Source organism: Achromobacter sp. ACM03, assembly GCF_014851665.1.
In the GTDB taxonomy this organism is placed as follows: Bacteria; Pseudomonadota; Gammaproteobacteria; order Burkholderiales; family Burkholderiaceae_B; genus Achromobacter; species Achromobacter aegrifaciens.
Map to the genome: position 1 here is coordinate 1 of NZ_JACVAD010000004.1, position 22,231 is coordinate 22,231.

The window sequence follows — 22,231 nt, forward strand, 5'->3', positions numbered from 1 at the left end:
GGGCGACAACGTGGCCATGACGGTCAAGCTGCTGGCCCCCATCGCCATGGAAGAAGGCCTGCGTTTCGCCATCCGTGAAGGCGGTCGTACCGTCGGCGCCGGCGTCGTCGCCAAGATCCTGAAGTAATTCGGATCACTTAAGCAGCACACAACCAGCGAGGGCGGCCTCGTCGCCTTCGCCTCTCGTTCTTTAGGAAACGCCATGAAAAACCAAAAGATCCGTATCCGCTTGAAAGCCTTCGATTACAAGCTGATCGATCAATCGGCCGCTGAAATCGTCGATACCGCCAAGCGTACCGGCGCAGTTGTCCGCGGTCCGGTGCCGCTGCCCACGCGTATCCGTCGCTACGACGTCCTGCGCTCGCCGCACGTCAACAAGACGTCGCGCGACCAGTTCGAAATCCGTACGCACCAGCGCCTGATGGACATCGTTGATCCCACCGACAAGACCGTTGACGCTCTGATGCGTCTGGACCTGCCGGCCGGCGTCGACGTCGAAATCGCGCTGCAATAATAAAGCGCTTCGTGCCTGCTACCTTCGCCGGCAGGCACGAAATAAAAATGGCCGCATCCCTCGGGAGTGCGGCCATTTTGTTTTGGAACCGCTGAGCGCGACGCCCGGTTCCGGGCGGGCAGGGCGCCCAAACGTTTCCTTCCGGATTTTGTTAGCAGGCGCTCACTACCGGATTCAGCCCCAGCCAACGCCGCCAAGGCGGTCTGCTTATGCTGGCTGTGGTGAATTTGCCCTTTGCAGTGGCGCCGAAGCGCGCTAAGTGCTTGTGTCCACTGGAAAAAACGTGCTAATATGCGAAGCTTGCCATTTTGTGGCAAGAGCAACTATGGGAAAAAGAAAGGCGGCCCCCGCCGGAATTCGTACCAGGTTGAACATAGTCGTAGGGCAAAGGCCGTTACCTTTTGCCTGATTAGCCCCGACCAATCGCAGTCGGGAATGGAGAAAACGATGTCGAATTCGACACCCACGCCCGCCGCTCACCGGCTGGGGCTGGTGGGTCGCAAGGTCGGCATGACCCGCATTTTTACCGAGGAAGGTGAATCCATCCCGGTGACCGTGCTGGACGTGTCGAACAACCGCGTGACCCAAGTTAAGTCGCTGGAAACCGACGGCTACGCCGCGATCCAAGTGGCTTATGGCACTCGTCGTGCCTCGCGTGTGGCTCAGCCGCAAACGGGCCACTACGCCAAAGCCGGCGCTGAAGCCGGTAGCATCCTCAAAGAATTCCGCCTTGATCCCGCTCGCGCCGCTGAATTTGCGGCCGGTTCCGTGATCGCCGTGGAATCGGTGTTCGAAGCCGGCCAACAGGTCGACGTCACGGGCACCACCATTGGTAAAGGCTTCGCCGGTACCATCAAGCGTCACAACTTCGGTTCGCAGCGCGCGTCGCACGGTAACTCCCGTTCGCACCGCGTCCCGGGCTCGATTGGTCAAGCTCAAGATCCGGGCCGTATTTTCCCGGGTAAGCGCATGGCCGGTCACCTGGGTGATGTCACCCGCACCGTTCAAAACCTCGACGTCGTTCGCGTTGACGTTGAGCGCGGCCTGCTGCTGGTCAAGGGCGCTGTCCCCGGCCACGCTGGCGCCGACATCGTCGTGCGCCCGGCCATCAAGGCCCCGGCCAAGAAGGGAGCGTAAGTAAATGGATCTCAAGCTCCTGAACGACCAAGGTCAGGCCGCTGCTACGTTCAGCGCACCGGACACCATCTTCGGCCGTGACTTCAACGAAGCGCTGATTCATCAGATCGTGGTGGCTTTCCAAGCCAACGCCCGTTCGGGTAACCGCGCTCAGAAGGATCGCACTGAAGTCAAGCACTCGACCAAGAAGCCCTGGCGCCAGAAGGGTACCGGCCGCGCTCGCGCCGGTATGACTTCGTCGCCGCTGTGGCGTGGCGGTGGTCGGATTTTCCCGAACTCGCCCGAAGAGAACTTCAGCCAGAAGGTCAACAAGAAGATGTACCGCGCCGGGATCCGTTCGATCCTGTCGCAGCTCGCTCGCGAAGACCGCATCGCCGTCGTCGAATCGTTTGATCTGGCATCGCCCAAGACCAAGGACGCAGCTGCCAAGCTGAAGAGCCTGGGCCTGGACTCGGTCCTGATCATCACCGACAGCGTTGATGAAAATGTTTACCTCGCCACCCGCAACCTGCCGCACGTTGCTGTTGTCGAGCCCCGTTATGCCGATCCGTTGTCGCTGGTCCACTACAAGAAAGTGCTGATCACCAAGCCGGCCATCGCTCAACTCGAGGAGATGCTGGGATGAACGCTGAACGCTTGATGCAAGTCATTCTGGCCCCGATCGTGACCGAAAAGGCCACCTTCGTTGCCGAGAAGAATCAGCAAGTCGCTTTCCGTGTCGTGGCTGACGCTACCAAGCCGGAAATCAAGGCTGCCGTCGAACTGCTCTTCAAGGTGCAGGTCGAGTCCGTGCAGGTCCTCAACCGTAAGGGCAAAGTCAAGCGCTTTGGCCGATTCGTTGGCCGTCGTCGCAATGAGCGCAAGGCTTACGTGTCGCTCAAGGACGGCCAGGAAATCGACTTTGCGGAGGTGAAGTAAATGGCCCTCGTAAAAGTTAAGCCGACTTCGGCTGGCCGCCGTGGCATGGTGAAGGTTGTCAGCCCGAACCTGCACAAGGGTGAGCCCTACGCGCCGCTGCTGGAAAAGAAGACCCGTGGTTCTGGCCGTAACAACAACGGTCACATCACGATCCGTCATCGTGGCGGTGGCCACAAGCAGCACTACCGCGTCGTCGACTTCCGTCGCGACAAGGATGGCATCCCGGCAAAGGTCGAGCGTCTGGAATATGACCCCAACCGTACGGCGCACATCGCTCTGCTGTGCTACGCCGACGGCGAACGTCGCTACATCATCGCTCCGCGCGGTCTGGAAGTTGGCGCCACGCTGCTGTCGGGCGTCGAAGCCCCGATCCGCGCTGGCAACACGCTGCCGATCCGCAACATCCCGGTGGGTACGACGATTCACTGCGTCGAAATGCTGCCTGGCAAGGGTGCCCAGATGGTCCGTTCGGCCGGCGCTTCCGCCGTCCTGCTGGCTCGCGAAGGCATCTACGCTCAAGTGCGTCTGCGCTCGGGTGAAGTCCGCCGTGTGCACATCGAATGCCGCGCCACCATCGGTGAAGTCGGTAACGAAGAACACAGCCTGCGCCAAATCGGCAAGGCCGGTGCAATGCGTTGGCGCGGTGTCCGCCCGACGGTTCGTGGCGTTGCCATGAACCCGGTGGATCACCCGCACGGTGGCGGCGAAGGCCGTACCGGCGAAGCACGCGAACCGGTCAGCCCGTGGGGCACTCCGGCGAAGGGTTACAAGACCCGTCGCAACAAGCGGACGAACAATATGATCGTCCAACGGCGCAAGCGCAAGTAAGAGGCGAACACTATGTCACGTTCGATCAAGAAAGGCCCGTTTGTCGATGCTCACCTGATCAAAAAGGTGGACACGGCCGTCGCGGGCAAAGACAAGAAGCCGATCAAGACCTGGTCGCGTCGCTCCACGATCCTGCCCGAGTTCATCGGTCTGACGATCGCTGTGCACAACGGCAAGCAGCACGTTCCCGTTTACATCAACGAGAACATGGTCGGTCACAAGCTGGGCGAGTTCGCGCTGACCCGTACGTTCAAGGGTCACGCCGCGGACAAGAAGGCGAAGAGGTAAGCGATGGAAACTACTGCCATTATCCGTGGGGTTCACATCTCCGCTCAAAAGACCCGACTGGTTGCGGACCTGATCCGCGGCAAGTCCGTCTCGCAAGCGCTGAACATCCTCACCTTCTCGCCGAAGAAGGCGGCCGCCATCCTGAAGAAGGCTGTCGAATCCGCCATCGCCAACGCCGAGCACAATGACGGCGCCGACATCGACGAACTGAAAGTCACCACGATCTTCGTGGACAAGGCTCAGTCGATGAAGCGCTTCTCCGCTCGCGCCAAGGGCCGCGGCAACCGTATCGAGAAGCAGACCTGCCACATCACGGTCAAGGTCGGAGCTTAAGGAGTCACGATGGGTCAGAAAATTCACCCCACTGGGTTCCGTCTCGCGGTCACCCGTAATTGGTCCTCGCGTTGGTTCGCCGACGACAAGGCCTTCGGCTCGATGCTGGCCGAAGACATTCGCGTTCGCGAGTACCTGAAGAAGAAGCTCAAGAGCGCCTCCGTCGGTCGCGTGATCATCGAGCGTCCTGCCAAGAATGCCCGCATCACCGTCTACTCGGCTCGTCCGGGCGTGGTGATCGGCAAGCGCGGCGAAGACATCGAAAGCCTGAAGGCTGATCTGCAGCGTCTGATGGGCGTGCCTGTGCACGTCAACATCGAAGAAATCCGCAAGCCGGAAACCGATGCTCAACTGATCGCCGACTCGATCTCGCAACAGCTCGAGAAGCGCATCATGTTCCGTCGCGCCATGAAGCGCGCGATGCAGAACGCCATGCGTCTGGGTGCCCAAGGCATCAAGATCATGAGCTCGGGCCGTCTGAACGGTATCGAAATTGCTCGCACCGAGTGGTATCGCGAAGGCCGTGTGCCGCTGCACACCCTGAAGGCCAACATCGACTACGGCACCTCCGAAGCCCACACGACCTATGGCGTGATCGGCATCAAGGTCTGGGTCTACAAGGGCGACATGCTGGCCAACGGCGAATTGCCGCCGGAAACCGCTGCCCCGCGCGAAGAAGAACGTCGTCCGCGCCGCGCTCCGCGTGGTGATCGTCCGGACGGTGCTCGCACCGGTCGTCCGGGTGGTCGTGGTCGTGGTGGTCCCCGCAAGGCGGACGCTGCTCCGGCGCCTGAAGGAGAATAACCATGCTGCAACCCTCTCGCAGAAAGTATCGCAAAGAGCAGAAGGGCCGCAACACCGGTCTGGCGACCCGTGGTACCCACGTGTCGTTCGGCGAATTCGGTCTGAAGGCCACCGGCCGTGGCCGTCTGACCGCTCGCCAGATCGAAGCTGCTCGTCGTGCCATCAATCGTCACATCAAGCGTGGCGGCCGTATCTGGATTCGCATTTTCCCGGATAAGCCCATCTCGCAGAAGCCTGCCGAAGTCCGTATGGGTAACGGTAAGGGCAACCCGGAGTACTGGGTTGCTGAAATTCAGCCCGGCAAGGTGCTCTACGAAATGGAAGGGGTTAGCGAAGAGCTCGCGCGTGAAGCTTTCCGCCTGGCCGCTGCCAAGCTGCCGATTTCGACCACGTTCGTCGCGCGTCATATCGGTGCTTAAGGAGTACTAACATGAAAGCTAGCGAACTCCGTTCGAAAGATGCCGCCGAGCTCGGCAAAGAGCTCGAAAGCCTGCTGAAGGCACAATTCGGTCTGCGCATGCAGAAGGCCACGCAGCAACTGGCCAACACCAGCCAGCTGCGCAACGTGCGTCGCGACATCGCGCGCGTTCGTACCTTGCTGACCGAGAAGGCAGGGAAATAAAGATGAGCGAAACTCAAAACACCCAAGTGGCCAAGCGCCAGCGCACGCTGGTTGGCAAGGTCGTCAGCAACAAGATGGACAAGACTGTCGTCGTGCTCGTTGAGCGCCGCGTCAAGCACCCCATCTTCGGCAAGATCATCATGCGTTCCGCGAAGTACAAGGCGCACGATGAATCGAACCAGTACAACGAAGGCGATACGGTTGAAATCGCTGAAGGCCGTCCCATCTCGCGCTCGAAGTCGTGGCGCGTGGTGCGTCTGGTTGAAGCCGCACGTATCATCTAAGTAAAGCAGTACATCGGAACGGCGCGCCGTTCTGATATAAGACGGCAAGGGATCAAACCCTTGCCGTTTTTTTTCGCCCGGACCTTTTGCTTCGAACTCAGGAATCAGGACATCATGCGCGGTTTCATGAATGCGGCGCGGTTTGGCTTGTTGATGGCTTGCGCATGGATGGCGGCGCTGCCGGCCGCCGCTCAGACTGCCGCGCCGTCGGGACAGCAGCCATCGCCGGCGCAGGATCCTGCAGCCCTGGGCCGCGCCTTGCTCGACGCCGGTCCCGATGCCAGGGTACGCATGGACGGCCTGTCGCGCGATCACGCGGCGATCTTCGGCACTGAAGACGCGAATGAGCAGGCCTTGATGGACCAGGATCGGGCCATCGGGGAACGCAGGGAACAGATGCGGATGCTGGAGAAGCTCTTCAGCGAGAAGCCTGCGGCCGGATCGCATCCACCGACGATGATTCCATTGAAGCCGGGCGGCGACATGACCATGCCGGCTCTGACGCCGACCCCGTCCGGTTCGCAGCTGGACCGCGGCGCCCAGGACACGCGCCGCAGCCTGGATGACATGCAGCGGCGCGTCGACGGATTGCGGCGCGAGGCCGATGCGTTGGGGCAGCGTGGCCGCTGAGGGCCGGCCCCGTCAAGGGCGCCGCGCCAGTTCCCGCAACCGCCCCGCGATTCCCGTCGGGAAGTAATAGACCGACACCACGAACAGGATTCCCAGCCACAACAGCCACCGGTCTGGCTCGAACAGCAGCGCCAACGGCGCCACGCCCGACACCGCGTCGTGGATCACGTGGAGCCCATCTTGCAGATAGCTCTGCGCGAACACGAACAGGCTTGCGCCCACCACGGCGCCGTACATGGTGCCCATCCCGCCGATCACCAGCATCAGCAGAATGTTGAGCATGATCTCGAACGACAGCGAGGTATCCGGGCCGTTGTAGCGCAGCCAGAGCGCGTACATGGCGCCCGCAAGCGTGGCGAAGGCGGCCGCCAGCAGATTGGACAGGCTGCGGTAAAGCACCGTGCGGTAGCCGATGGCTTCGGCGCGGAACGGGTTCTCGCGTATGGCTTGCAACACCCGGCCGAAGGGCGAATTCACGATGCGCAGCAACAGCAGGAACAGCACCACGCAGACCGCTGCGATCAGGTAGTAGGTGATGACGCGGCCGTCCACCGTCACGCCGAAGATCTGCTCCGAGAAAGGCCGGAAGGCCGGCCGCAGCATCTGCGGCACCTTGAAGTTCAGCCCATCCTCGCCGCCCGTCAGATCGGACAATTGCGACACCAGCGTCTGGAACGCCGCGGCGACGGCCAGGGTGATCATGGCGTAGAAGATCGCGCGCACGCGCAGGCTGGCCAGGCCGATCAGCAAGGCGAACGCAAGTGATACCACCAGGCCGCCGCCCAGGCCTGCGAACACCGCGGTCCAGCCCGGTTCCATGCGGATGCTGGCGATCGCCACGCCATACGCGCCGATGCCGAAGAACATGGTGTGCGCAAAGCTGACGATGCCGGTGTAGCCCAGCAGCAAGTCATAGCTCGCGACCAGGATCACGAACACCAGGATCTTCGCGGCCACCGCCAGCGACTTGGGACCGGGAAAGAGGAAGGGTGCGGCGGCAAGCAGGGCCACGATGGCGATAAGCGCCAGGGCCAGCAGCGTGCTGCGCGGAGGATCGCCGGAAAGCAGGCGTACGGACATGTCGGCGGTTCCTAGCGATTCGTGACCGGGTACACGCCTTGGGGACGCCACAGCAAGATGGCGACCATCAGCGCGATGTTCGAGAACAGGGCGGCCTTGGGCAGCAGGAAGCCGGTGTAGTTGGCCATCAGCCCCACCAGCAGCGCGCCGATCAGGCAGCCCACAGTGGAACCCAGGCCGCCGATCATGATGACGATGAAGATCAGCACGTTGACCTGCGCGCCCAGCTGCGGCACGACCGATTGCTGGTACATGCCCCATAGCACGCCGCCCAGTCCCGCCAGCATCGAGCCGGCCACGAACACGCCGACGAACAGATGACGGATGCGGTAGCCCAGGCTTTCCACCATCTCGCGGTCCTCGACGCCAGCGCGGATCAGAAGGCCCAGCTTGGTTCGGTTGAGCAGCCACAGCATGCCGGCCAGCACCAGCAGCCCCGTCAGCAGGGCGACAATGCGGAACTTCTCGATGGCGGCATCGCCCAGCAGGAATGCGCCGCGCAGCGCCTCGGGCAGCGGTAGGGAAATCGTCTGCGGACCCCACAGCATCTTGATGATCTCCTCGCCGATGATCATGCCGCCCATGGTGATGAGGATCTGCTTCAGATGCTGGCCGTAGACAGGCCGCACGATGACGCGTTCGAACGCCAGGCCCACTGCGCCCGCGACCAGCATGCCGACGATCATGGCGGGCAGCACCGCGCCCAGGTTGATCCACAAGCTGCCCGACTGGGTCCAGTCGGCCATGGAGCCCAGCACGGTTGCGGCCATGTACGCGCCGATTGCGATGAACAGGCCGTGGCCGAAGTTCAACACGTCCATCAGGCCGAAGACCAGCGTCATGCCCGAGGCCACGATGAAGATGATCATGCCCATGGCCAGCCCCGCCAGGGTCAGGGTGACCCAGGTGGAGAAGGAACCCACCAGGGGCAGGGCAAGTGCGGCCAGCGCGACCACCAGCAGCACGGGGCGCAGGTCCGCGCGCACGCGCGGCAGCGGGGTATCGAGTTCGAGCGTGCTCATTGATGGCTTCCCAGCGACAGGCCCAAGAGGCGCGTCTGTAGTTCATCGTCCGCGGCCAGTTCGGCCATGCCGCCTGCATGGACGACGCGGCCGTTGTCCATCACGGCGACGTGGTCGCCGACCAGGCGCGCGAAGTTGAAGTTCTGCTCGACCAGCAGGATGGTGGTGGACGCCTGCTTCAGTTCAATGAAGGCGTCGATCATGTTCTGGATGATGGCGGGCGCCAGGCCTTTGCTGGGCTCATCCACCAGCAGCAGCCGGCGCGGCTCGATGATGGCGCGCGCCACGGCCAGCATCTGCTTTTGACCGCCCGACAGCTTGCCGGCGGGATGTAGCCAGAACTTCTTCAATGCCGGAAAGAACCCGAAAATCCATTCCAGCCGCGCCGTATCCAGCTGGCTGGCGTTCCTGGCCTGGCGCGCCGCGAGCAGGATGTTCTCCTTCACGGACAGGTCGGCGAAGATGCCCATGCTTTCGGGCACGTAAGCCATGCCCATGCGTGCCATGTCGGGCGGCGAGGTGCGCGTGCCCGGGCCGCCGACGGGCGTGCCGTCAAAGCTCACCTGGCCTTGCGATGCGCGCCACAATCCCATGATGGTGCGCAGCGTGGTGGTCTTGCCGGCGCCGTTGCGGCCCAGCAGCATGGTCACGGCCGCCGGCGCGACCGTCAGGTCCACGCCGTGCAGGATGTGGTACGCGCCGATGTGGGTGTGCACGTTCTTCAATTCCAGCAACGCCTGCGTCATGCCGCCTTCTCCGCCGGGCTCACGCCCAGATAGGCCTGCTGCACGATGGGCGAGGCGATCACCGCCGCCGGGTCGCCGTCGGCCATCAGCTGGCCGTTGTGCAGCACCACGATGCGGTCCGCCAGTTCGCGCACCACGTCCATCTTGTGCTCCACGAGCAGAATCGTTTTCGTCGGATCGTTCTTGAGTTCGCGGATCAGGTCCAGCACGACGGGCACGTCGTCCACGCTCATGCCTGCCGTCGGTTCGTCGAACATGAAAACCTGCGGCTCCAGCGCGATCAGCATGGCGATCTCCAGCTTGCGCTGGTCGCCGTGCGGCAAGTCGGCGGCAGGCTGGTCACGGCGCGCGGACAGGCGGGTGCGTTCCAGCAGCGCGTCGGCGCGTTCGATCAGGCCCCGGTCGTCGCTCCAGGTGCGCCAGAACCGGATCTGGCGCCAGCTCATGCCTTGCTGGCGCGATTGCAGGGCCAGGCGCACGTTCTCATGCACGCTCAGGCGCGGGAACAGCTGGGTCAGCTGAAAGGCACGCCCCAGTCCCGCATGCATGCGCGCGGGGGCGGCCAGCGGGGTCAGGTCGCGCCTGTTCAGGCGCACCGTCCCGGCGCTGGCGCGCAGCTGCCCGGAAATAAGGTTGAAGTAGGTGGTCTTGCCCGCGCCGTTTGGGCCGACTATGGCGGTCAGGGTGCCAGGCGCAAAGCTGCAGCTGACTTCATTGACCGCCACGTGTCCGCCGAAACGGATCGTGAGCGATTGGGTTTCCAGCATGGATGGGCTACGCGCTCAGCGTTTGTTCTGGATTGGCACCGACATCTGGTCCGGCGTGATTTCCTTGACCAGATCCTGCACGGCCCACGGCACCGACGGATCGTTCTTGATGCGGAAGTGGTACATGGACTGCATGGCCTGGTGGTCCTCGGGGCGGAAGGTCATCTTGCCCTTGGGCGTCTCGAAGCTCATGCCTTCCATGGCCTTGATCAGCGTGTCGGTATCGGAGTCGCCCTTGGTCTTGGCCAGCGCGGTGGCGATGGCGATGCCCGAGGCCATGCCGCCTGCGGTGAAGAAGTCCGGCGGCTGGCCGTAGCGCTTCTGGTGTTCCGCCACCAGCCAGTCGTTGATCGGATTCTTGGGGATGCCGTAGTAGTAATAGGTGGCGCCTTCCATGCCCGCCAGCGACTTCAGCGGCGTCATCGCGGCCAGCGTGTTGCCGCCCGTGGCGATCTCGATGCCGAAGCGCTTGGGGTCCAGGTCGGCGATCTTGAACGGGTTGCCCGCGCCCGCCCACAGGATGAAGATGATCTTGCGGCCCGGCTTGTCCTTCAACGCATCGAACAGGCGCTGCGCGCCGGCGGTGAAGTCGGTGGCGTTGGCGGGCAGGTATTCCTCGTGCACGATCTTGGCGTTCTTCAAGGCGCCCTTGAACGCCTTCACGCCGTCGCGGCCGAAGGCGTAGTCCTGCGCCAGCATGGCGATCGACGTGCCGGCCTGGTCGAAGGCGACCGCGTTGGCGATAGCGTCCTGCGACGAATTGCGGCCGGTGCGGAAGATGTACTTGTTCCACTTGTCGCCCGTGATCGAATCCGCCACCGCGGGTTCGACCAGCAGGATCTTTTCGTACTCCTCGGCGATGGGCAGCATCGCCAGCGCGACGCCGGAAGAGGTGGGGCCGACGGCGATGTCGGCGTTGTCGTCCGCGTAGGCCGAGGCCAACTGCGCGCGCGCCACGTCGGGCTTGCCCTGGTTGTCCTTTTCGATCACACGGATCTTGCGCCCGGCGACCGTCATGGTGCCTTGCGTCGCATATTCCAGCCCCAGCATCAGGCCGTTCTGGGTTTGCTTGGCGTAGGCCTCCAGGGGGCCGGTCTTGTCGTAGACGTGGGCGACGACGAAGTCTTTCGCCGCGATGGCGGAATTCATGCAGAGGCCGGCGAGCGCGGCGAGCAGGACGCGTTTCATGGGTATCTCCTGTTATTGGGGGCGGTCAGCCGCCGTGTGGTCCGGCGTGGCAAGGAACTGGCGGATGGCGTCGATCTGCGCAGCGACATTGAGAGCAGGGGCGTGGCCGCAATCGGGGAAGTCGATGCGCTGCGCGCGCGGCCCGCGGCGGGTCATGGCGTCGGCGACTTCGGGCAGCAGCAGGTCCGAATCGGCGCCGCGCAGCAACAGCAGCGGCATGCGCAGCGAGTCGTAACCATTCCAGCGGTCGTAGTCCCGCGGGTGGTTGCTGAACTGGCCGACGATGGCCGGATCGTAGTGCAGGGTGATCCGGCCGTCCGGCAGCCGGCGCACGGATGTTTCTGCCATACGGCGCCATTGCTCGTCGCTCTGCCAGCCGTAGGGCTTATAGGCGACGCGCAGCCAGGCTTCGAGTTCGGTGACCGTATCGAAGGCCGGCGGCGCGCCGACATAGGCCACGATGCGGTCGATGGCGGCCTGCGGCAGTTCGGGCCCGATGTCATTGACGACCAGGTGCGAGATCCGGTCGCGCAGGGTCGTGGCGGCAGCGTGCATGCCGGTGGCGCCGCCCATGGACGTTCCCACCCAGCGCACGCGATCCAGCGACAGCCCGTCCGCCAGGGCGCGGGCCAGCGTTGCATAGAAGTCGAGCTGGTATTCGGCGACCGGGTCGGGGCTCCATTGCGACAGGCCGCGGCCGATCGCGTCCGGGCAGATGATGCGGTAGTCGTCCGCCAGCGCCTGCGCCAGGTCGTCGAAGTCGCGGCCAGTGCGGGCCAGGCCATGCCACATGATGACGGGGGGCGCGTCCGCGGCGCCCCATTCGGTGTAATGCAGCTCGCGGCCTGCGCAGCGCAGATAGCGCGAAGCCGGCGCGTGGCGGCCGGCTGGTGCGGGCGCTGGTGCCATGAGTCTCCTCCCGGGTTGTCCAGGTTGTGTGCTTATCGGGCTGAATATAGACTTGCGCCAAGCGCGCCTTCAAGGCGCCGGACACCCCGCAGCAGGGTGAGTCAAGAATATGTAGACGCAGGATCACGAGCGCCCGGCCGCGGCGCAGGCGTCCAAGGAGACCGAACCATGTCCGATACGGAATTCGCCATTTCGGCCAGCGCTGGCGCTGACCGGCGCGACGAATGGCGCGCGGCGTTGTCGCACGCGTTCGGTCCCTTCGAGGTGCATGGCGGCCGGCCCGACAATTTCGCCGGACATGTGCGCTACGCGCGGCGGGGCAGCCTGCAGTTCAACGACCTCCATTACCAGGGACAGAAGCTGGAGCGCACCGCCGGCAACGTGTCGCGCCTGGATCAGGAGTTCTATACCTTCGGCCTGCCGCTGGCGGGACCTCTGGTTGTGCAGCAGCAGGGGCGGGAGTTCCAGGTCGAACCCGGCTGCGTCTATCTGATGAACCAGAGCCTGCCCTACCAGGCCACGGCACAGGGCGCTGCGGGGTACCGCAGCCTGAGCGTGTCTTTTCCGCGCAGCGCGCTATTGCAGCGCGATTCCCGCGTCGGCGCCTTCTACAAGCTGCGCGTCGACGACGGTTCGCCGCGCGGCGCTTTGCTGGCCAGCTACATGGACCACTTGTTCAAAGGCGTGGACGGCTGGTCGGATGTCGAGGCGGCGGAACTGGGCGAGCGCCTGATCGACCTGATCGTGCTGTTTCTGGTGCAATCAGGGCAGGGGCATGCATCGGAGTCGGACAGCAGCGTCACGCTGGCGCATCGGCAGCGCGTGCTGGCCTACATCCGCCAGCATCTGGCGGATCCCGCGTTGTCGCCGCAGCAGGTGGCTCAGGGCTGCGGCTTGTCGGTGGCCTATCTGCATCGCATCCTGCGCGCGGGCGGCCTGTCGGTGGAATCCTTCATCTTCGACCAGCGGCTCGACAAGTGCCGCGAGCTTTTGTTGAGTCCGCAGCACAGCCACCGCAGCATTGCCGAACTGGCCTATCAAGTGGGCTTCTCGCATCCCTCGCATTTCAGCCGACTGTTCAAGCGCCGCTTTGGCATGACGCCGCGCGATTTGCGGGCAAGTTCCTGAGCGGCCTTCTGCCGCGGACATCCCGGCCCGGTTCTCCAGGCATGAGGCAAAAAAAAGCCCCGCAGAAATCCTGCGGGGCTTTGTTGTCACTGCCAGGTCAGATGTGCGTGATGAACTTCGTGACCAGGTAGCCGTCGAACGTTTCCAGACCGCCTTCGCTGCCGATGCCGCTGTCCTTGATGCCGCCGAAGGGCGTCTCGGCCAGGGCGCTGCCGAAGTGGTTGATGTTGACCATGCCGGCTTCAAGGCCGTTGGAGACCTTGGTGGCCGTCTGCAGCGAGTTCGTGAACACGTAGGACGACAGGCCGAAGGGCAGGCTGTTCGCGCGGCGCAGCACTTCATCGGTATCCGTGAAACGGACCACCGGCGCGACCGGGCCGAAGGGCTCCTCGGTCATCAGCATGGAGTTGTCGGGCACTTCGGTCACGACCGTGGGGGCGAAGAAGAAGCCCTTGCGGTCCAGCGGGCCGCCGCCGACCACCACCTTGCCGCCGTGCTTCTTGGCGTCGTCGATGAAGGCGCTCATGGCGGGGACGCGGCGCTCGTGCGCCAGCGGGCCCATGTCGGTGCCGGCTTCCAGGCCGTCGCCGACCTTGATGTTCTTCAGCACTTCGGAGAAGCGCGCGAGGAACTGCTCGTAGGCGCCGTTCTGGACATAGAAGCGGGTCGGCGACACGCACACCTGGCCGGCGTTGCGGACCTTGAACTTGGCCAGCATGGTGGCGGCGCGGTCGATGTCGGCGTCGTCGAACACCAGCACGGGCGAGTGGCCGCCCAGTTCCATGGTGACGCGCTTCATGTGGGCGCCGGCCAGCGCGGCCAGCTGCTTGCCCACCGGCACGGAGCCGGTGAACGACACCTTGCGCACGATGGGCGAGCGGATCAGGTAGTCGGAGATCTTGGCGGGTTCGCCCCAGACGATGTTCAGGCAGCCCTTGGGCAGGCCGGCGTCGTGGAACATGCGCGCAATGGCCATGACGGCGCTGGGCGAGTCCTCGGGACCCTTCAGCACTACCGTGCAGCCGGCGCCGATGGCGGCGGCGATCTTGCGGATGGCCTGGTTGTACGGGAAGTTCCAGGGCGTGAACGCGGCGCAGACGCCGATGGGTTCGCGCACCACGATCTGGCGCACGTCAGGATTGCGCGGCGGGACAACGCGGCCGTAGATGCGGCGGCATTCCTCGGCGTGCCAGTCGGCGTGTTCGGCGCAGGAGGTGACTTCGCCCACGGCTTCGGCCAGCGGCTTGCCCTGGTCCAGCGTCATGTTGCGGCCGATTTCCTGGGCGCGTTCGCGCGACAGCGTCGCAACCTTGCGCAGGATGGCCGAGCGGTCCATGGGAGAGGATTTCTTCCACGACTCGAACGCGCGCTGGGCGGCGGCTAGCGCGCGATCCAGATCCGCTTCGGTGGCGTGGGGCAGCTGGCCGAGAACTTCCAGCGTGGCCGGGTTGATGACGTCCTGGGTGCGCCTGCCCTCTCCGGCGACGAATTCGCCGTCGATATACAGCGCCAACTGTTCATACATGCCTGTCTTCCCTTGCGAAATAGGAGTGGATAGCGATCACTGTCGCCCACGCCAGTCTAAACCAGCTTGTCCGCGGCGGGGAGGGCCAATGCCCGGCGGCGCCTTGGAGCCAATCTGCTGGCGCAAGTCTTGCGTGCCCGCGCCGGCATGGACAAAATGGTGCATCTTTGGCTGTCTATCCGGCTACCTATTGTGCAACCCCTCGATGCGCGTCCGCCCAGCAAGCCCAGTTTCTACTCGCGCACCTTTTTCCGTTTCATAGACTGGTTGCGCAACCGGATCGCCCAGGCCTCGCTGGTCGGCGACCGTCCCATTTTCGACAATGGCCAGTTTCCCTGGGTCGCCGCGCTCGAGGCCCAGGCGCCCGCCATCCGCGCCGAGTTGGCCGGCCTGCTCTCCGAACGCCAGCACCTGCCCGCCTTCCATGAAATCTCTCCGGACGTGGGCCAGATCACCTCGGACGACCAATGGAAGACTTTCGTCTTCATGGGCTACGGCCTGCGCTCCGAGCGCAATCTGGCGCGCTGTCCGGCGACCGCCCGGGCGCTGCAGGGAATTCCGGGCATCCGCACGGCGTTCTTCTCCATCCTGGAGGCCGGCAAGCGCATCCCGCTGCACACGGGCCCGTACAACGGCGTCCTGCGCCTGCACCTGGGACTGGTGGTACCGGAACCGGCCGAGCAATGCTGGATCGAGGTCGGGGGCGAGCGTTACAGTTGGCGCGAAGGGCAGGCGGTGGTGTTCGACGACCTGTACCCGCACCAGGTCCATAACGACACCGCCGGACTGCGCGCCGTGCTCTTCGTGGACTTCGAGCGTCCCTGCCGCGCTCCGGTAAAATGGCTCAACCGCCTGGTGCTCATGGCTGCCCCCTTCACGGACGAAATCCGTCGCGGCAAGGCCAACCACGATGCCTGGGAGAAGGGCTACTACCGCCAGAAATAGGGGGCGGATAGCCTCGGTTCACCCCGGTCAAGGGGAAAGCGTGGCTTTTGTGGGTTATCCACACAAAGTGCTTGCGCTCAAAAATTAACCACGTTAGAATTATCAGCTTTCCCAGATTGTCGATCGAGTTGGCCCGCGCCTATGCAGGTTAGCCCGACGTGTTGGGGGAATACCCGCAGGATTTCAACCCAGGGTCGTTGCGTTGCCAACCAGTTGCGTGAGTAGGGCGAAAGCTCCAGACATGCCAACACAAAAGCAGGGCGGCAGACCTGACGGGACCAAAACTGGCAGGAATTGCAGTGTTCCCTTGTTGGGAAAACCGTATTTCCAGTTAAGTTGGAACAGGAAAAATCATGATCCAAATGCAGACCACGCTGGATGTGGCCGATAACACTGGTGCGCGTCATGTCATGTGCATTAAGGTGCTCGGTGGCTCCAAGCGCCGTTATGCCGGTATCGGCGACATCATCAAGGTGAGCGTCAAAGATGCGGCTCCGCGCGGACGCGTCAAGAAAGGCGAAATTTACAATGCCGTGGTGGTTCGTACCGCCAAGGGCGTGCGCCGTAAAGACGGTTCGCTGATTCGTTTCGGTGGCAATGCCGCCGTGTTGCTCAACGCCAAGCTGGAGCCCATCGGCACCCGCATCTTCGGACCCGTTACGCGTGAACTGCGTACCGAGAAGTTCATGAAGATCGTGTCGTTGGCCCCGGAAGTGCTGTAAGGAGCCCTACGATGAACAACATTCGTAAAGGCGACGAAGTCATCGTCCTGACCGGCCGCGACAAGAAGCGTCGCGGTACCGTGCTGGCGCGCGTCGATGCCGACCACGTTCTGGTCGAAGGCGTCAACGTCGTCAAGAAGCACGTGAAAGCCAACCCGATGGCTAACAACCCGGGCGGGATTGTCGAAAAGACCATGCCGATTCACATCTCGAACGTCGCGCTGTTCAACCCGGCCACCGGCCGTGGCGATCGCGTCGGCGTGCAAGAAGTCGAAGGCCGCAAGGTTCGCGTGTTCCGTTCCAATGGTGCCGTTGTCGGCGCCAAGGCGTAAGGGGCGATAGACATGTCTCGTTTGCAAGATCTCTACAAGAGCAAGGTCGCTGCCGACCTGCAAGCCAAGTTTGGCTACAAGAGCACGATGGAAGTGCCGCGCATCACCAAGATCACCCTGAACATGGGTGTGTCGGAAGCGGTGTCGGACAAGAAAGTCATCGAGCACGCTGTTGGCGACCTGACCAAGATCGCCGGCCAGAAGCCCGTCGTGACGAAGACCAAGAAGGCTATCGCCGGGTTCAAGATCCGCGAAAACTACCCGATCGGTTGCATGGTCACGCTGCGCGGTCAACGCATGTACGAATTCCTGGATCGCCTGGTGGCGGTTGCGCTGCCTCGCGTGCGCGACTTCCGCGGCATCTCGGGTCGTGCGTTCGACGGCCGTGGCAACTACAACATCGGGGTGAAAGAGCAGATCATTTTCCCCGAAATCGAGTACGACAAGATCGACGCGCTGCGTGGGCTGAACATCAGCATCACCACCACCGCGAAGACCGACGAAGAAGCCAAGGCGCTGTTGACGGCCTTCAGCTTCCCGTTCCGTAACTAAGGGGCTGATGACGTGGCTAAACTTTCCCTCATCAATCGCGACATCAAGCGCGCCAAGCTGGCTGACAAGTTCGCCGCCAAGCGCGCTGAGTTGAAGGCGATCATCGACGACCAGTCGAAGACCGACGAAGAACGTTACCAAGCTCGGCTCAAGCTGCAACAGCTGCCGCGCAATGCCAACCCGACGCGTCAACGTAACCGTTGCGTGGTCACCGGTCGTCCGCGCGGCGTGTTCCGCAAGTTCGGCCTGACGCGCCACAAACTGCGTGAAATGGCGATGAAGGGTGAAATCCCCGGCATCACCAAGGCCAGCTGGTAGGAGAAACAATATGAGCATGAGCGATCCCATCGCCGATATGCTGACCCGCATTCGCAATGCGCAGCAAGTGGACAAAGTTACGGTGAGCATGCCCTCCTCGAAGCTGAAGGCGGCCATTGCCGCTGTGCTGAAGGACGAAGGCTACATCGACAGCTTTGAAATCAAGGGCACCCAGGCCAAGCCTGAGCTCGAGATCACCCTGAAGTACTACGCTGGCCGTCCGGTCATCGAGCGCATCGAACGCGTTTCGCGCCCCGGTCTGCGTATCTACAAGGGCCGTACCAGCATTCCTCAGGTCATGAACGGCCTGGGCGTGGCTATCGTTTCGACCTCGCGCGGCGTCATGACCGACCGTAAGGCTCGCGCCAACGGCGTCGGCGGCGAAGTGCTGTGCTACGTGGCCTAAGGAGAAATTCGAATGTCACGTATCGCTAAGTATCCGGTCGAACTGCCCAAGGGTGTTGAAGCCAACATCCAGCAGGATCAGATCACCGTCAAGGGCCCGCTGGGCTCCCTGACCCAAGCCCTGACCGGCGACGTCACGATTGCGTTGGACAACGGCAAGCTCACGTTTGCCGCCGCCAACGACAGCCGTCACGCCAACGCCATGTCGGGTACCGTGCGCGCTCTGGTGGCCAACATGGTCACGGGCGTGAGCAAGGGCTTCGAGCGCAAGCTGACCCTGGTCGGCGTGGGTTACCGCGCATCGATCCAAGGCGACGCCGTTAAGCTGCAGCTCGGTTTCTCGCACGACGTTTTGCACCAGTTGCCGGCCGGCATCAAGGCCGAGTGCCCGACCCAGACGGAAATCGTCATCAAGGGCGCCAACAAGCAAGTCGTCGGTCAGATGGCCGCTGAAATCCGCGCGTACCGCGAACCCGAACCCTACAAGGGCAAGGGCGTGCGTTACTCGGACGAACGCGTCGTCATCAAAGAAACCAAGAAGAAATAACGGCGCACGCAAGGACGAATCATGGACAAAAAAGTTTCCCGTTTGCGTCGTGCGGTTCCGACCCGCCGGAAGATCAACGAGCTGCGCGTTCATCGCCTCTCGATTTTCCGCTCGAACCAGCACATCTACGCCAACATCATTTCGCCGGAAGGCGATCGCGTTTTGGTCAGCGCCTCGACGGTCGAAGCCGAAGTGCGCGCGCAACTGTCCGGCCAGTCCGGTCAGGGCGGCAACAAAGCCGCTGCGTCGCTGGTCGGCAAGCGCGTGGCCGAAAAGGCCAAGGCTGCCGGTATTGAACTGGTCGCTTTCGATCGCTCGGGCTTTCGTTACCATGGCCGCGTGAAAGCGCTGGCCGATGCCGCGCGTGAAGCCGGCCTGAAGTTCTAAGCGAGGATCTGTCAAATGGCTAAAGTACAAGGCAAGAACGCCGCGGAAAAAGAGAACGATGACGGCCTCCGCGAAAAGATGATCGCGGTCAACCGCGTGAGCAAAGTGGTCAAGGGTGGTCGCACCATGAGCTTTGCCGCGCTGACCGTGGTTGGCGATGGCGATGGCCGCATCGGCATGGGTAAGGGCAAGGCGCGTGAAGTGCCGGTGTCCGTTCAGAAGGCTATGGAACAGGCCCGTCGCGGCATGTTCAAGGTCGCTCTGAAGAACGGCACGCTGCACCACACCGTGGTTGGCAAGCATGGCGCCGCTACCGTGCTGATCTCGCCCGCTGCTGAAGGTACCGGCGTTATCGCCGGCGGCCCGATGCGCGCTATTTTTGATGTGATGGGTGTGCGTAACGTGGTTGCCAAGAGCCTGGGCTCGAGCAACCCCTACAACATGGTTCGCGCCACGTTGAACGGCCTGCGCGCCTCCATGACCCCGGCTGATGTTGCTGCCAAGCGCGGCAAGTCGGTCGAAGAAATCCTGGGGTAAATCATGGCTCAGAAGCAGATCAAAGTGACCCTCGTGCGCTCGGTGATCGGTACCAAGCAATCGCACCGTGACACGGTTCGCGGTTTGGGCTTGGGCCGTATCAACAGCAGCCGCGTGCTGGTCGATACGCCCGAGGTGCGTGGGATGATCCGTAAGGTGGATTATCTCGTTTCCGTCTCGGAAGCCTAAGGAATCACCATGTCGGATATGCAACTTAATTCGCTGAAGCCCGCTGAGGGCAGCAAGCACGCCAAGCGCCGCGTCGGCCGTGGCATCGGTTCGGGTCTGGGTAAGACCGCCGGCCGTGGTCACAAGGGTCAGAAGTCGCGTTCGGGCGGTTTCCATAAGGTTGGCTTCGAAGGCGGTCAAATGCCGCTGCAGCGTCGCCTGCCCAAGCGTGGTTTCACCCCGCTCGGTCAGCACCTGTACGCCGAAGTCCGTCTGTCGGACCTGCAAGCCCTGCCCATCGACGAAGTCGACGTGCAAGTGCTGAAGGCCGCTGGCGTGATTGGCCAGGCGGTTCGTTTCGCCAAGGTCATCAAGTCGGGTGAACTCTCGCGCAAGGTCGTGCTCAAGGGCATTACCGCGACGGCCGGCGCTCGCGCCGCCATCGAAGCCGCGGGCGGCTCGCTTGCTTGATCACGAGGTGACGAGTGGCTAACGCGCAGGCATTGGGCAAAACCGGAGCACGGTACGGCGATCTGAAGCGCCGCCTCGTGTTCCTGGTGCTCGCCCTGGTGGTTTACCGTTTGGGTACACACATCCCCGTGCCGGGCATCAACCCGGATGCGCTGGCGGACTTGTTCCGTCAGAACCAGGGCGGGATCCTGGGCCTGTTCAACATGTTCTCGGGCGGGGCGCTCTCGCGCTTCTCGATTTTTGCCCTGGGGATCATGCCGTACATTTCGGCATCCATCATCATGCAGCTTATGTCTGTGGTGGTGCCGTCGCTGGAATCGCTCAAGAAAGAGGGCGAAGCCGGCCGTCGGAAGATCACCCAATACACCCGCTACGGCACGGTCGTGCTGGCGCTGGTGCAGGCTGTGGGCATTTCGGTAGCGTTGGAGTCCCAGCAGGGACTGGTGATCGATCCGGGCATGCTGTTCCGCTTTACGACCGTCGTGACCTTGGTCACCGGCACCATGTTCGTCATGTGGCTGGGTGAGCAAATCACGGAACGTGGTCTGGGCAACGGGATTTCCATCCTGATCTTCGCAGGTATCGTTGCGGGTCTGCCCGCGGCGCTGGCTGCACTGTTGGACCTGGTCCGCACCAACTCGATGTCCGTGCTTTCGGCACTGTTCATCGTGGCTCTGGTGGTGCTGGTTACCGCTTTTGTGGTGTTCGTGGAACGCGGACAGCGCAAGATCACGGTGAACTACGCCAAGCGTCAGGTCGGCAACAAGGTCTACGGTGGTCAAAGCTCGCATTTGCCGCTGAAGCTGAACATGGCAGGGGTGATTCCGCCGATCTTCGCATCGTCGATCATTCTGTTCCCGGCCACGATCACGAGCTGGTTCTCCAGCAGTGAGAACATGCGCTGGCTTAGCGACCTGGCTGCGGCCCTGTCGCCTCGTCAACCGCTCTACATCACGCTGTACTCGGTCGCGATTATTTTCTTCTGCTTTTTCTACACGGCTCTGGTGTTCAACAGCCGCGAAACGGCGGACAACCTGAAGAAGAGTGGTGCGTTTGTTCCGGGCATCCGTCCGGGCGAACAAACAGCGCGCTACATCGACAAGATCCTGATGCGTCTGACGCTCGCAGGTGCCATCTACATCACGTTGGTGTGCCTGTTGCCGGAATTCTTGGTGATGCGCTGGAACGTTCCTTTCTACTTCGGTGGTACGTCCCTGTTGATTATTGTGGTGGTGACGATGGATTTCATGGCGCAGGTTCAGGCCTACATGATGTCTCACCAGTACGACTCGTTGCTCAAGAAGGCTAACTTCAAGGGCGCGGGTTTGCCGATGCGGTAAGCAAAAGAATGTCCAAGGACGACGTCATTCAGATGCAAGGTGAGGTTCTTGAGAACCTCCCGAACGCGACATTTCGCGTCAAGCTCGAAAACGGCCACGTGGTGTTGGGCCATATTTCCGGCAAGATGCGTATGCATTACATCCGGATCCTGCCGGGTGACAAGGTCACAGTGGAGCTCACGCCCTATGACCTGACGCGAGCCAGGATAGTTTTCCGCTCCAAATGAGCGGAACCGGATTACGGAAAATTAGGAGTCAACCATGAAAGTAATGGCATCGGTTAAGCGGATCTGCCGCAACTGCAAAGTTATCAAACGTCACGGCGTGGTGCGCGTTATCTGCACCGACCCGCGTCACAAGCAGCGTCAAGGCTAACTCGGGTTAGCGACTACGCAACGGATTTATTCAAGGAACAGTCATGGCCCGTATTGCTGGCATTAACATTCCGCCGCAACAGCACGCCGAGATCGGCCTGACCGCCATTTTTGGCATCGGTCGTACGCGCGCTCGCAAGATTTGCGAAGCGGCAAACGTACCCTTTGACAAAAAGGTCAAGGATCTGAGCGACGCTGAATTGGAACGCGTCCGCGAACATGTTGGTTTGTTCACGGTTGAAGGCGACCTGCGTCGTGAAGTACAGCTCTCGATCAAGCGTTTGATCGACCTGGGAACCTACCGCGGCATGCGTCACAAGCGCGGTTTGCCCGTGCGCGGCCAGCGCACTCGCACCAACGCCCGCACCCGTAAGGGCCCGCGTCGTGCTGCTGCGTCCCTGAAGAAATAA

35 protein-coding genes and 1 pseudogene are annotated in these 22,231 nt (G+C 62.5%); 29 read left to right on the plus strand and 7 right to left on the minus strand.

Annotated elements, in window-relative coordinates; translation table 11 throughout:
• The 13 genes and pseudogenes from IB257_RS19235 to IB257_RS19295 form a co-directional block, all read left to right on the plus strand.
• Positions 1 to 127: pseudogene (locus IB257_RS19235) on the plus strand (elongation factor Tu); the annotation flags it as partial.
• 75 nt (positions 128 to 202) lie between these two features.
• Complete coding sequence (gene rpsJ / locus IB257_RS19240) at positions 203 to 514, plus strand: 30S ribosomal protein S10 (protein ID WP_003806903.1); 312 nt, start codon at positions 203 to 205, stop codon at positions 512 to 514.
• Between the two features lie 447 nt (positions 515 to 961).
• Positions 962 to 1,651, plus strand: coding sequence for a 50S ribosomal protein L3 (gene rplC / locus IB257_RS19245; protein WP_008168945.1), 690 nt, complete (start codon positions 962 to 964; stop codon positions 1,649 to 1,651).
• Positions 1,652 to 1,655: 4 nt separating this feature from the next.
• A complete protein-coding gene (gene rplD, locus IB257_RS19250) occupies positions 1,656 to 2,276 on the plus strand; it encodes a 50S ribosomal protein L4 (protein WP_013397019.1) in 621 nt (206 codons plus the stop codon).
• Positions 2,273 to 2,569, plus strand: a complete 297-nt coding sequence (gene rplW, locus IB257_RS19255; RefSeq protein WP_006216557.1) for a 50S ribosomal protein L23 — start codon at positions 2,273 to 2,275, stop codon at positions 2,567 to 2,569. The genes rplD and rplW overlap by 4 nt, the downstream gene beginning before the upstream one ends.
• Positions 2,570 to 3,397 (plus strand): 50S ribosomal protein L2, encoded by an 828-nt coding sequence (rplB, locus tag IB257_RS19260; protein ID WP_054457285.1) that lies wholly within the window; start codon positions 2,570 to 2,572, stop codon positions 3,395 to 3,397.
• A gap of 12 nt (positions 3,398 to 3,409) precedes the next feature.
• Positions 3,410 to 3,685 (plus strand): 30S ribosomal protein S19, encoded by a 276-nt coding sequence (gene rpsS / locus IB257_RS19265; protein WP_006216555.1) that lies wholly within the window; start codon positions 3,410 to 3,412, stop codon positions 3,683 to 3,685.
• 3 nt (positions 3,686 to 3,688) lie between these two features.
• Positions 3,689 to 4,018, plus strand: a complete 330-nt coding sequence (gene rplV / locus IB257_RS19270) for a 50S ribosomal protein L22 (RefSeq protein WP_043541551.1) — start codon at positions 3,689 to 3,691, stop codon at positions 4,016 to 4,018.
• Between the two features lie 9 nt (positions 4,019 to 4,027).
• Positions 4,028 to 4,822, plus strand: a complete 795-nt coding sequence (gene rpsC / locus IB257_RS19275) for a 30S ribosomal protein S3 (protein ID WP_042795906.1) — start codon at positions 4,028 to 4,030, stop codon at positions 4,820 to 4,822.
• Between the two features lie 2 nt (positions 4,823 to 4,824).
• The gene (rplP, locus tag IB257_RS19280; RefSeq protein WP_006389610.1) at positions 4,825 to 5,241 is read left to right on the plus strand and encodes a 50S ribosomal protein L16; all 417 of its coding nucleotides are present in this window, start codon (positions 4,825 to 4,827) and stop codon (positions 5,239 to 5,241) included.
• 11 nt (positions 5,242 to 5,252) lie between these two features.
• Positions 5,253 to 5,444 carry a 50S ribosomal protein L29 gene (gene rpmC, locus IB257_RS19285; RefSeq protein ID WP_003806912.1) on the plus strand — a complete coding sequence of 64 codons (192 nt, stop codon included), beginning with the start codon at positions 5,253 to 5,255 and terminating at the stop codon, positions 5,442 to 5,444.
• Between the two features lie 2 nt (positions 5,445 to 5,446).
• The gene (gene rpsQ / locus IB257_RS19290) at positions 5,447 to 5,728 is read left to right on the plus strand and encodes a 30S ribosomal protein S17 (RefSeq protein WP_006216549.1); all 282 of its coding nucleotides are present in this window, start codon (positions 5,447 to 5,449) and stop codon (positions 5,726 to 5,728) included.
• 114 nt (positions 5,729 to 5,842) lie between these two features.
• Positions 5,843 to 6,358 (plus strand): hypothetical protein, encoded by a 516-nt coding sequence (locus IB257_RS19295; protein ID WP_175160065.1) that lies wholly within the window; start codon positions 5,843 to 5,845, stop codon positions 6,356 to 6,358.
• 12 nt (positions 6,359 to 6,370) lie between these two features.
• Here IB257_RS19295 and IB257_RS19300 read toward each other — a convergent pair whose 3' ends face one another.
• From IB257_RS19300 to IB257_RS19325, 6 genes are read right to left on the minus strand one after another with little or no spacing between them, the layout of a single operon-like run.
• Entirely contained in the window at positions 6,371 to 7,438 is a 1,068-nt protein-coding gene (locus IB257_RS19300; RefSeq protein ID WP_054457281.1) for a branched-chain amino acid ABC transporter permease, read from the minus strand.
• A gap of 11 nt (positions 7,439 to 7,449) precedes the next feature.
• On the minus strand, positions 7,450 to 8,460 hold the full coding sequence (locus IB257_RS19305) for a branched-chain amino acid ABC transporter permease (RefSeq protein WP_054457279.1): 1,011 nt from the start codon (positions 8,458 to 8,460) through the stop codon (positions 7,450 to 7,452).
• Positions 8,457 to 9,206 (minus strand): ABC transporter ATP-binding protein, encoded by a 750-nt coding sequence (locus IB257_RS19310; protein WP_054457277.1) that lies wholly within the window; start codon positions 9,204 to 9,206, stop codon positions 8,457 to 8,459. The genes IB257_RS19305 and IB257_RS19310 overlap by 4 nt, the downstream gene beginning before the upstream one ends.
• A complete protein-coding gene (locus IB257_RS19315; protein ID WP_192492692.1) occupies positions 9,203 to 9,973 on the minus strand; it encodes an ABC transporter ATP-binding protein in 771 nt (256 codons plus the stop codon). Before IB257_RS19315 ends, IB257_RS19310 begins: the two co-directional genes overlap by 4 nt.
• 15 nt (positions 9,974 to 9,988) lie before the next feature.
• The gene (locus IB257_RS19320; RefSeq protein WP_119449747.1) at positions 9,989 to 11,161 is read right to left on the minus strand and encodes a substrate-binding domain-containing protein; all 1,173 of its coding nucleotides are present in this window, start codon (positions 11,159 to 11,161) and stop codon (positions 9,989 to 9,991) included.
• A 12-nt stretch (positions 11,162 to 11,173) separates the two neighbouring features.
• Positions 11,174 to 12,070: an alpha/beta fold hydrolase gene (locus IB257_RS19325; RefSeq protein WP_054457271.1), complete on the minus strand. Its 897-nt coding sequence runs from the start codon at positions 12,068 to 12,070 to the stop codon at positions 11,174 to 11,176.
• A 168-nt stretch (positions 12,071 to 12,238) separates the two neighbouring features.
• On the opposite strand from IB257_RS19325, the gene IB257_RS19330 reads away from it, so the two are divergent.
• Positions 12,239 to 13,198 (plus strand): helix-turn-helix domain-containing protein, encoded by a 960-nt coding sequence (locus IB257_RS19330; protein ID WP_054457269.1) that lies wholly within the window; start codon positions 12,239 to 12,241, stop codon positions 13,196 to 13,198.
• Between the two features lie 97 nt (positions 13,199 to 13,295).
• Here IB257_RS19330 and IB257_RS19335 read toward each other — a convergent pair whose 3' ends face one another.
• Positions 13,296 to 14,723: an NAD-dependent succinate-semialdehyde dehydrogenase gene (locus tag IB257_RS19335; RefSeq protein ID WP_054457266.1), complete on the minus strand. Its 1,428-nt coding sequence runs from the start codon at positions 14,721 to 14,723 to the stop codon at positions 13,296 to 13,298.
• A gap of 192 nt (positions 14,724 to 14,915) precedes the next feature.
• On the opposite strand from IB257_RS19335, the gene IB257_RS19340 reads away from it, so the two are divergent.
• The 15 genes from IB257_RS19340 to rpsM all read left to right on the plus strand — a co-directional run bounded on the left by IB257_RS19340 (position 14,916) and on the right by rpsM (position 22,231).
• Positions 14,916 to 15,668 (plus strand): aspartyl/asparaginyl beta-hydroxylase domain-containing protein, encoded by a 753-nt coding sequence (locus IB257_RS19340; RefSeq protein ID WP_125470774.1) that lies wholly within the window; start codon positions 14,916 to 14,918, stop codon positions 15,666 to 15,668.
• Positions 15,669 to 16,021: 353 nt separating this feature from the next.
• Positions 16,022 to 16,390, plus strand: coding sequence for a 50S ribosomal protein L14 (rplN, locus tag IB257_RS19345; RefSeq protein ID WP_006216531.1), 369 nt, complete (start codon positions 16,022 to 16,024; stop codon positions 16,388 to 16,390).
• Positions 16,391 to 16,401: 11 nt separating this feature from the next.
• Positions 16,402 to 16,722 carry a 50S ribosomal protein L24 gene (rplX, locus tag IB257_RS19350; RefSeq protein WP_006389623.1) on the plus strand — a complete coding sequence of 107 codons (321 nt, stop codon included), beginning with the start codon at positions 16,402 to 16,404 and terminating at the stop codon, positions 16,720 to 16,722.
• A gap of 12 nt (positions 16,723 to 16,734) precedes the next feature.
• Positions 16,735 to 17,274 (plus strand): 50S ribosomal protein L5, encoded by a 540-nt coding sequence (gene rplE, locus IB257_RS19355; RefSeq protein WP_054457265.1) that lies wholly within the window; start codon positions 16,735 to 16,737, stop codon positions 17,272 to 17,274.
• Positions 17,275 to 17,286: 12 nt separating this feature from the next.
• Entirely contained in the window at positions 17,287 to 17,592 is a 306-nt protein-coding gene (rpsN, locus tag IB257_RS19360) for a 30S ribosomal protein S14 (RefSeq protein WP_006216527.1), read from the plus strand.
• Between the two features lie 10 nt (positions 17,593 to 17,602).
• Entirely contained in the window at positions 17,603 to 17,998 is a 396-nt protein-coding gene (rpsH, locus tag IB257_RS19365; protein ID WP_006216525.1) for a 30S ribosomal protein S8, read from the plus strand.
• A gap of 12 nt (positions 17,999 to 18,010) precedes the next feature.
• The gene (rplF, locus tag IB257_RS19370) at positions 18,011 to 18,544 is read left to right on the plus strand and encodes a 50S ribosomal protein L6 (protein ID WP_054457262.1); all 534 of its coding nucleotides are present in this window, start codon (positions 18,011 to 18,013) and stop codon (positions 18,542 to 18,544) included.
• A 21-nt stretch (positions 18,545 to 18,565) separates the two neighbouring features.
• On the plus strand, positions 18,566 to 18,931 hold the full coding sequence (rplR, locus tag IB257_RS19375) for a 50S ribosomal protein L18 (protein ID WP_054457260.1): 366 nt from the start codon (positions 18,566 to 18,568) through the stop codon (positions 18,929 to 18,931).
• A gap of 15 nt (positions 18,932 to 18,946) precedes the next feature.
• Entirely contained in the window at positions 18,947 to 19,468 is a 522-nt protein-coding gene (rpsE, locus tag IB257_RS19380) for a 30S ribosomal protein S5 (protein WP_013397003.1), read from the plus strand.
• 3 nt (positions 19,469 to 19,471) lie between these two features.
• Complete coding sequence (gene rpmD, locus IB257_RS19385; protein ID WP_006216520.1) at positions 19,472 to 19,657, plus strand: 50S ribosomal protein L30; 186 nt, start codon at positions 19,472 to 19,474, stop codon at positions 19,655 to 19,657.
• 9 nt (positions 19,658 to 19,666) lie between these two features.
• Positions 19,667 to 20,107, plus strand: coding sequence for a 50S ribosomal protein L15 (gene rplO / locus IB257_RS19390; RefSeq protein ID WP_059379401.1), 441 nt, complete (start codon positions 19,667 to 19,669; stop codon positions 20,105 to 20,107).
• 14 nt (positions 20,108 to 20,121) lie between these two features.
• Entirely contained in the window at positions 20,122 to 21,447 is a 1,326-nt protein-coding gene (gene secY / locus IB257_RS19395) for a preprotein translocase subunit SecY (RefSeq protein ID WP_013397001.1), read from the plus strand.
• 8 nt (positions 21,448 to 21,455) lie between these two features.
• Complete coding sequence (infA, locus tag IB257_RS19400; protein WP_003806927.1) at positions 21,456 to 21,674, plus strand: translation initiation factor IF-1; 219 nt, start codon at positions 21,456 to 21,458, stop codon at positions 21,672 to 21,674.
• Between the two features lie 34 nt (positions 21,675 to 21,708).
• The gene (rpmJ, locus tag IB257_RS19405) at positions 21,709 to 21,822 is read left to right on the plus strand and encodes a 50S ribosomal protein L36 (protein WP_003806928.1); all 114 of its coding nucleotides are present in this window, start codon (positions 21,709 to 21,711) and stop codon (positions 21,820 to 21,822) included.
• Positions 21,823 to 21,865: 43 nt separating this feature from the next.
• Complete coding sequence (gene rpsM, locus IB257_RS19410) at positions 21,866 to 22,231, plus strand: 30S ribosomal protein S13 (RefSeq protein WP_008168996.1); 366 nt, start codon at positions 21,866 to 21,868, stop codon at positions 22,229 to 22,231.

Coding starts and splice junctions, on each gene's coding strand:
- rpsS (WP_006216555.1), top strand. CDS start 3,410: ATGTCACGTTCGATCAAGAAAGGCCCGTTTGTCGATGCTCACCTGATC.
- rplR (WP_054457260.1), top strand. CDS start 18,566: ATGGACAAAAAAGTTTCCCGTTTGCGTCGTGCGGTTCCGACCCGCCGG.
- rplD (WP_013397019.1), top strand. CDS start 1,656: ATGGATCTCAAGCTCCTGAACGACCAAGGTCAGGCCGCTGCTACGTTC.
- rplO (WP_059379401.1), top strand. CDS start 19,667: ATGTCGGATATGCAACTTAATTCGCTGAAGCCCGCTGAGGGCAGCAAG.
- IB257_RS19295 (WP_175160065.1), top strand. CDS start 5,843: ATGCGCGGTTTCATGAATGCGGCGCGGTTTGGCTTGTTGATGGCTTGC.
- IB257_RS19300 (WP_054457281.1), bottom strand. CDS start 7,438: ATGTCCGTACGCCTGCTTTCCGGCGATCCTCCGCGCAGCACGCTGCTG.
- rpmD (WP_006216520.1), top strand. CDS start 19,472: ATGGCTCAGAAGCAGATCAAAGTGACCCTCGTGCGCTCGGTGATCGGT.
- rpsJ (WP_003806903.1), top strand. CDS start 203: ATGAAAAACCAAAAGATCCGTATCCGCTTGAAAGCCTTCGATTACAAG.
- rplX (WP_006389623.1), top strand. CDS start 16,402: ATGAACAACATTCGTAAAGGCGACGAAGTCATCGTCCTGACCGGCCGC.
- IB257_RS19315 (WP_192492692.1), bottom strand. CDS start 9,973: ATGCTGGAAACCCAATCGCTCACGATCCGTTTCGGCGGACACGTGGCG.
- rplB (WP_054457285.1), top strand. CDS start 2,570: ATGGCCCTCGTAAAAGTTAAGCCGACTTCGGCTGGCCGCCGTGGCATG.
- infA (WP_003806927.1), top strand. CDS start 21,456: ATGTCCAAGGACGACGTCATTCAGATGCAAGGTGAGGTTCTTGAGAAC.
- rplC (WP_008168945.1), top strand. CDS start 962: ATGTCGAATTCGACACCCACGCCCGCCGCTCACCGGCTGGGGCTGGTG.
- rpsH (WP_006216525.1), top strand. CDS start 17,603: ATGAGCATGAGCGATCCCATCGCCGATATGCTGACCCGCATTCGCAAT.
- IB257_RS19335 (WP_054457266.1), bottom strand. CDS start 14,723: ATGTATGAACAGTTGGCGCTGTATATCGACGGCGAATTCGTCGCCGGA.
- rplE (WP_054457265.1), top strand. CDS start 16,735: ATGTCTCGTTTGCAAGATCTCTACAAGAGCAAGGTCGCTGCCGACCTG.
- rpmC (WP_003806912.1), top strand. CDS start 5,253: ATGAAAGCTAGCGAACTCCGTTCGAAAGATGCCGCCGAGCTCGGCAAA.
- rplW (WP_006216557.1), top strand. CDS start 2,273: ATGAACGCTGAACGCTTGATGCAAGTCATTCTGGCCCCGATCGTGACC.
- rpsC (WP_042795906.1), top strand. CDS start 4,028: ATGGGTCAGAAAATTCACCCCACTGGGTTCCGTCTCGCGGTCACCCGT.
- rpsQ (WP_006216549.1), top strand. CDS start 5,447: ATGAGCGAAACTCAAAACACCCAAGTGGCCAAGCGCCAGCGCACGCTG.
- IB257_RS19330 (WP_054457269.1), top strand. CDS start 12,239: ATGTCCGATACGGAATTCGCCATTTCGGCCAGCGCTGGCGCTGACCGG.
- IB257_RS19325 (WP_054457271.1), bottom strand. CDS start 12,070: ATGGCACCAGCGCCCGCACCAGCCGGCCGCCACGCGCCGGCTTCGCGC.
- IB257_RS19310 (WP_054457277.1), bottom strand. CDS start 9,206: ATGACGCAGGCGTTGCTGGAATTGAAGAACGTGCACACCCACATCGGC.
- rpmJ (WP_003806928.1), top strand. CDS start 21,709: ATGAAAGTAATGGCATCGGTTAAGCGGATCTGCCGCAACTGCAAAGTT.
- rplV (WP_043541551.1), top strand. CDS start 3,689: ATGGAAACTACTGCCATTATCCGTGGGGTTCACATCTCCGCTCAAAAG.
- IB257_RS19320 (WP_119449747.1), bottom strand. CDS start 11,161: ATGAAACGCGTCCTGCTCGCCGCGCTCGCCGGCCTCTGCATGAATTCC.
- rplN (WP_006216531.1), top strand. CDS start 16,022: ATGATCCAAATGCAGACCACGCTGGATGTGGCCGATAACACTGGTGCG.
- rpsM (WP_008168996.1), top strand. CDS start 21,866: ATGGCCCGTATTGCTGGCATTAACATTCCGCCGCAACAGCACGCCGAG.
- rplF (WP_054457262.1), top strand. CDS start 18,011: ATGTCACGTATCGCTAAGTATCCGGTCGAACTGCCCAAGGGTGTTGAA.
- rpsE (WP_013397003.1), top strand. CDS start 18,947: ATGGCTAAAGTACAAGGCAAGAACGCCGCGGAAAAAGAGAACGATGAC.
- IB257_RS19305 (WP_054457279.1), bottom strand. CDS start 8,460: ATGAGCACGCTCGAACTCGATACCCCGCTGCCGCGCGTGCGCGCGGAC.
- rplP (WP_006389610.1), top strand. CDS start 4,825: ATGCTGCAACCCTCTCGCAGAAAGTATCGCAAAGAGCAGAAGGGCCGC.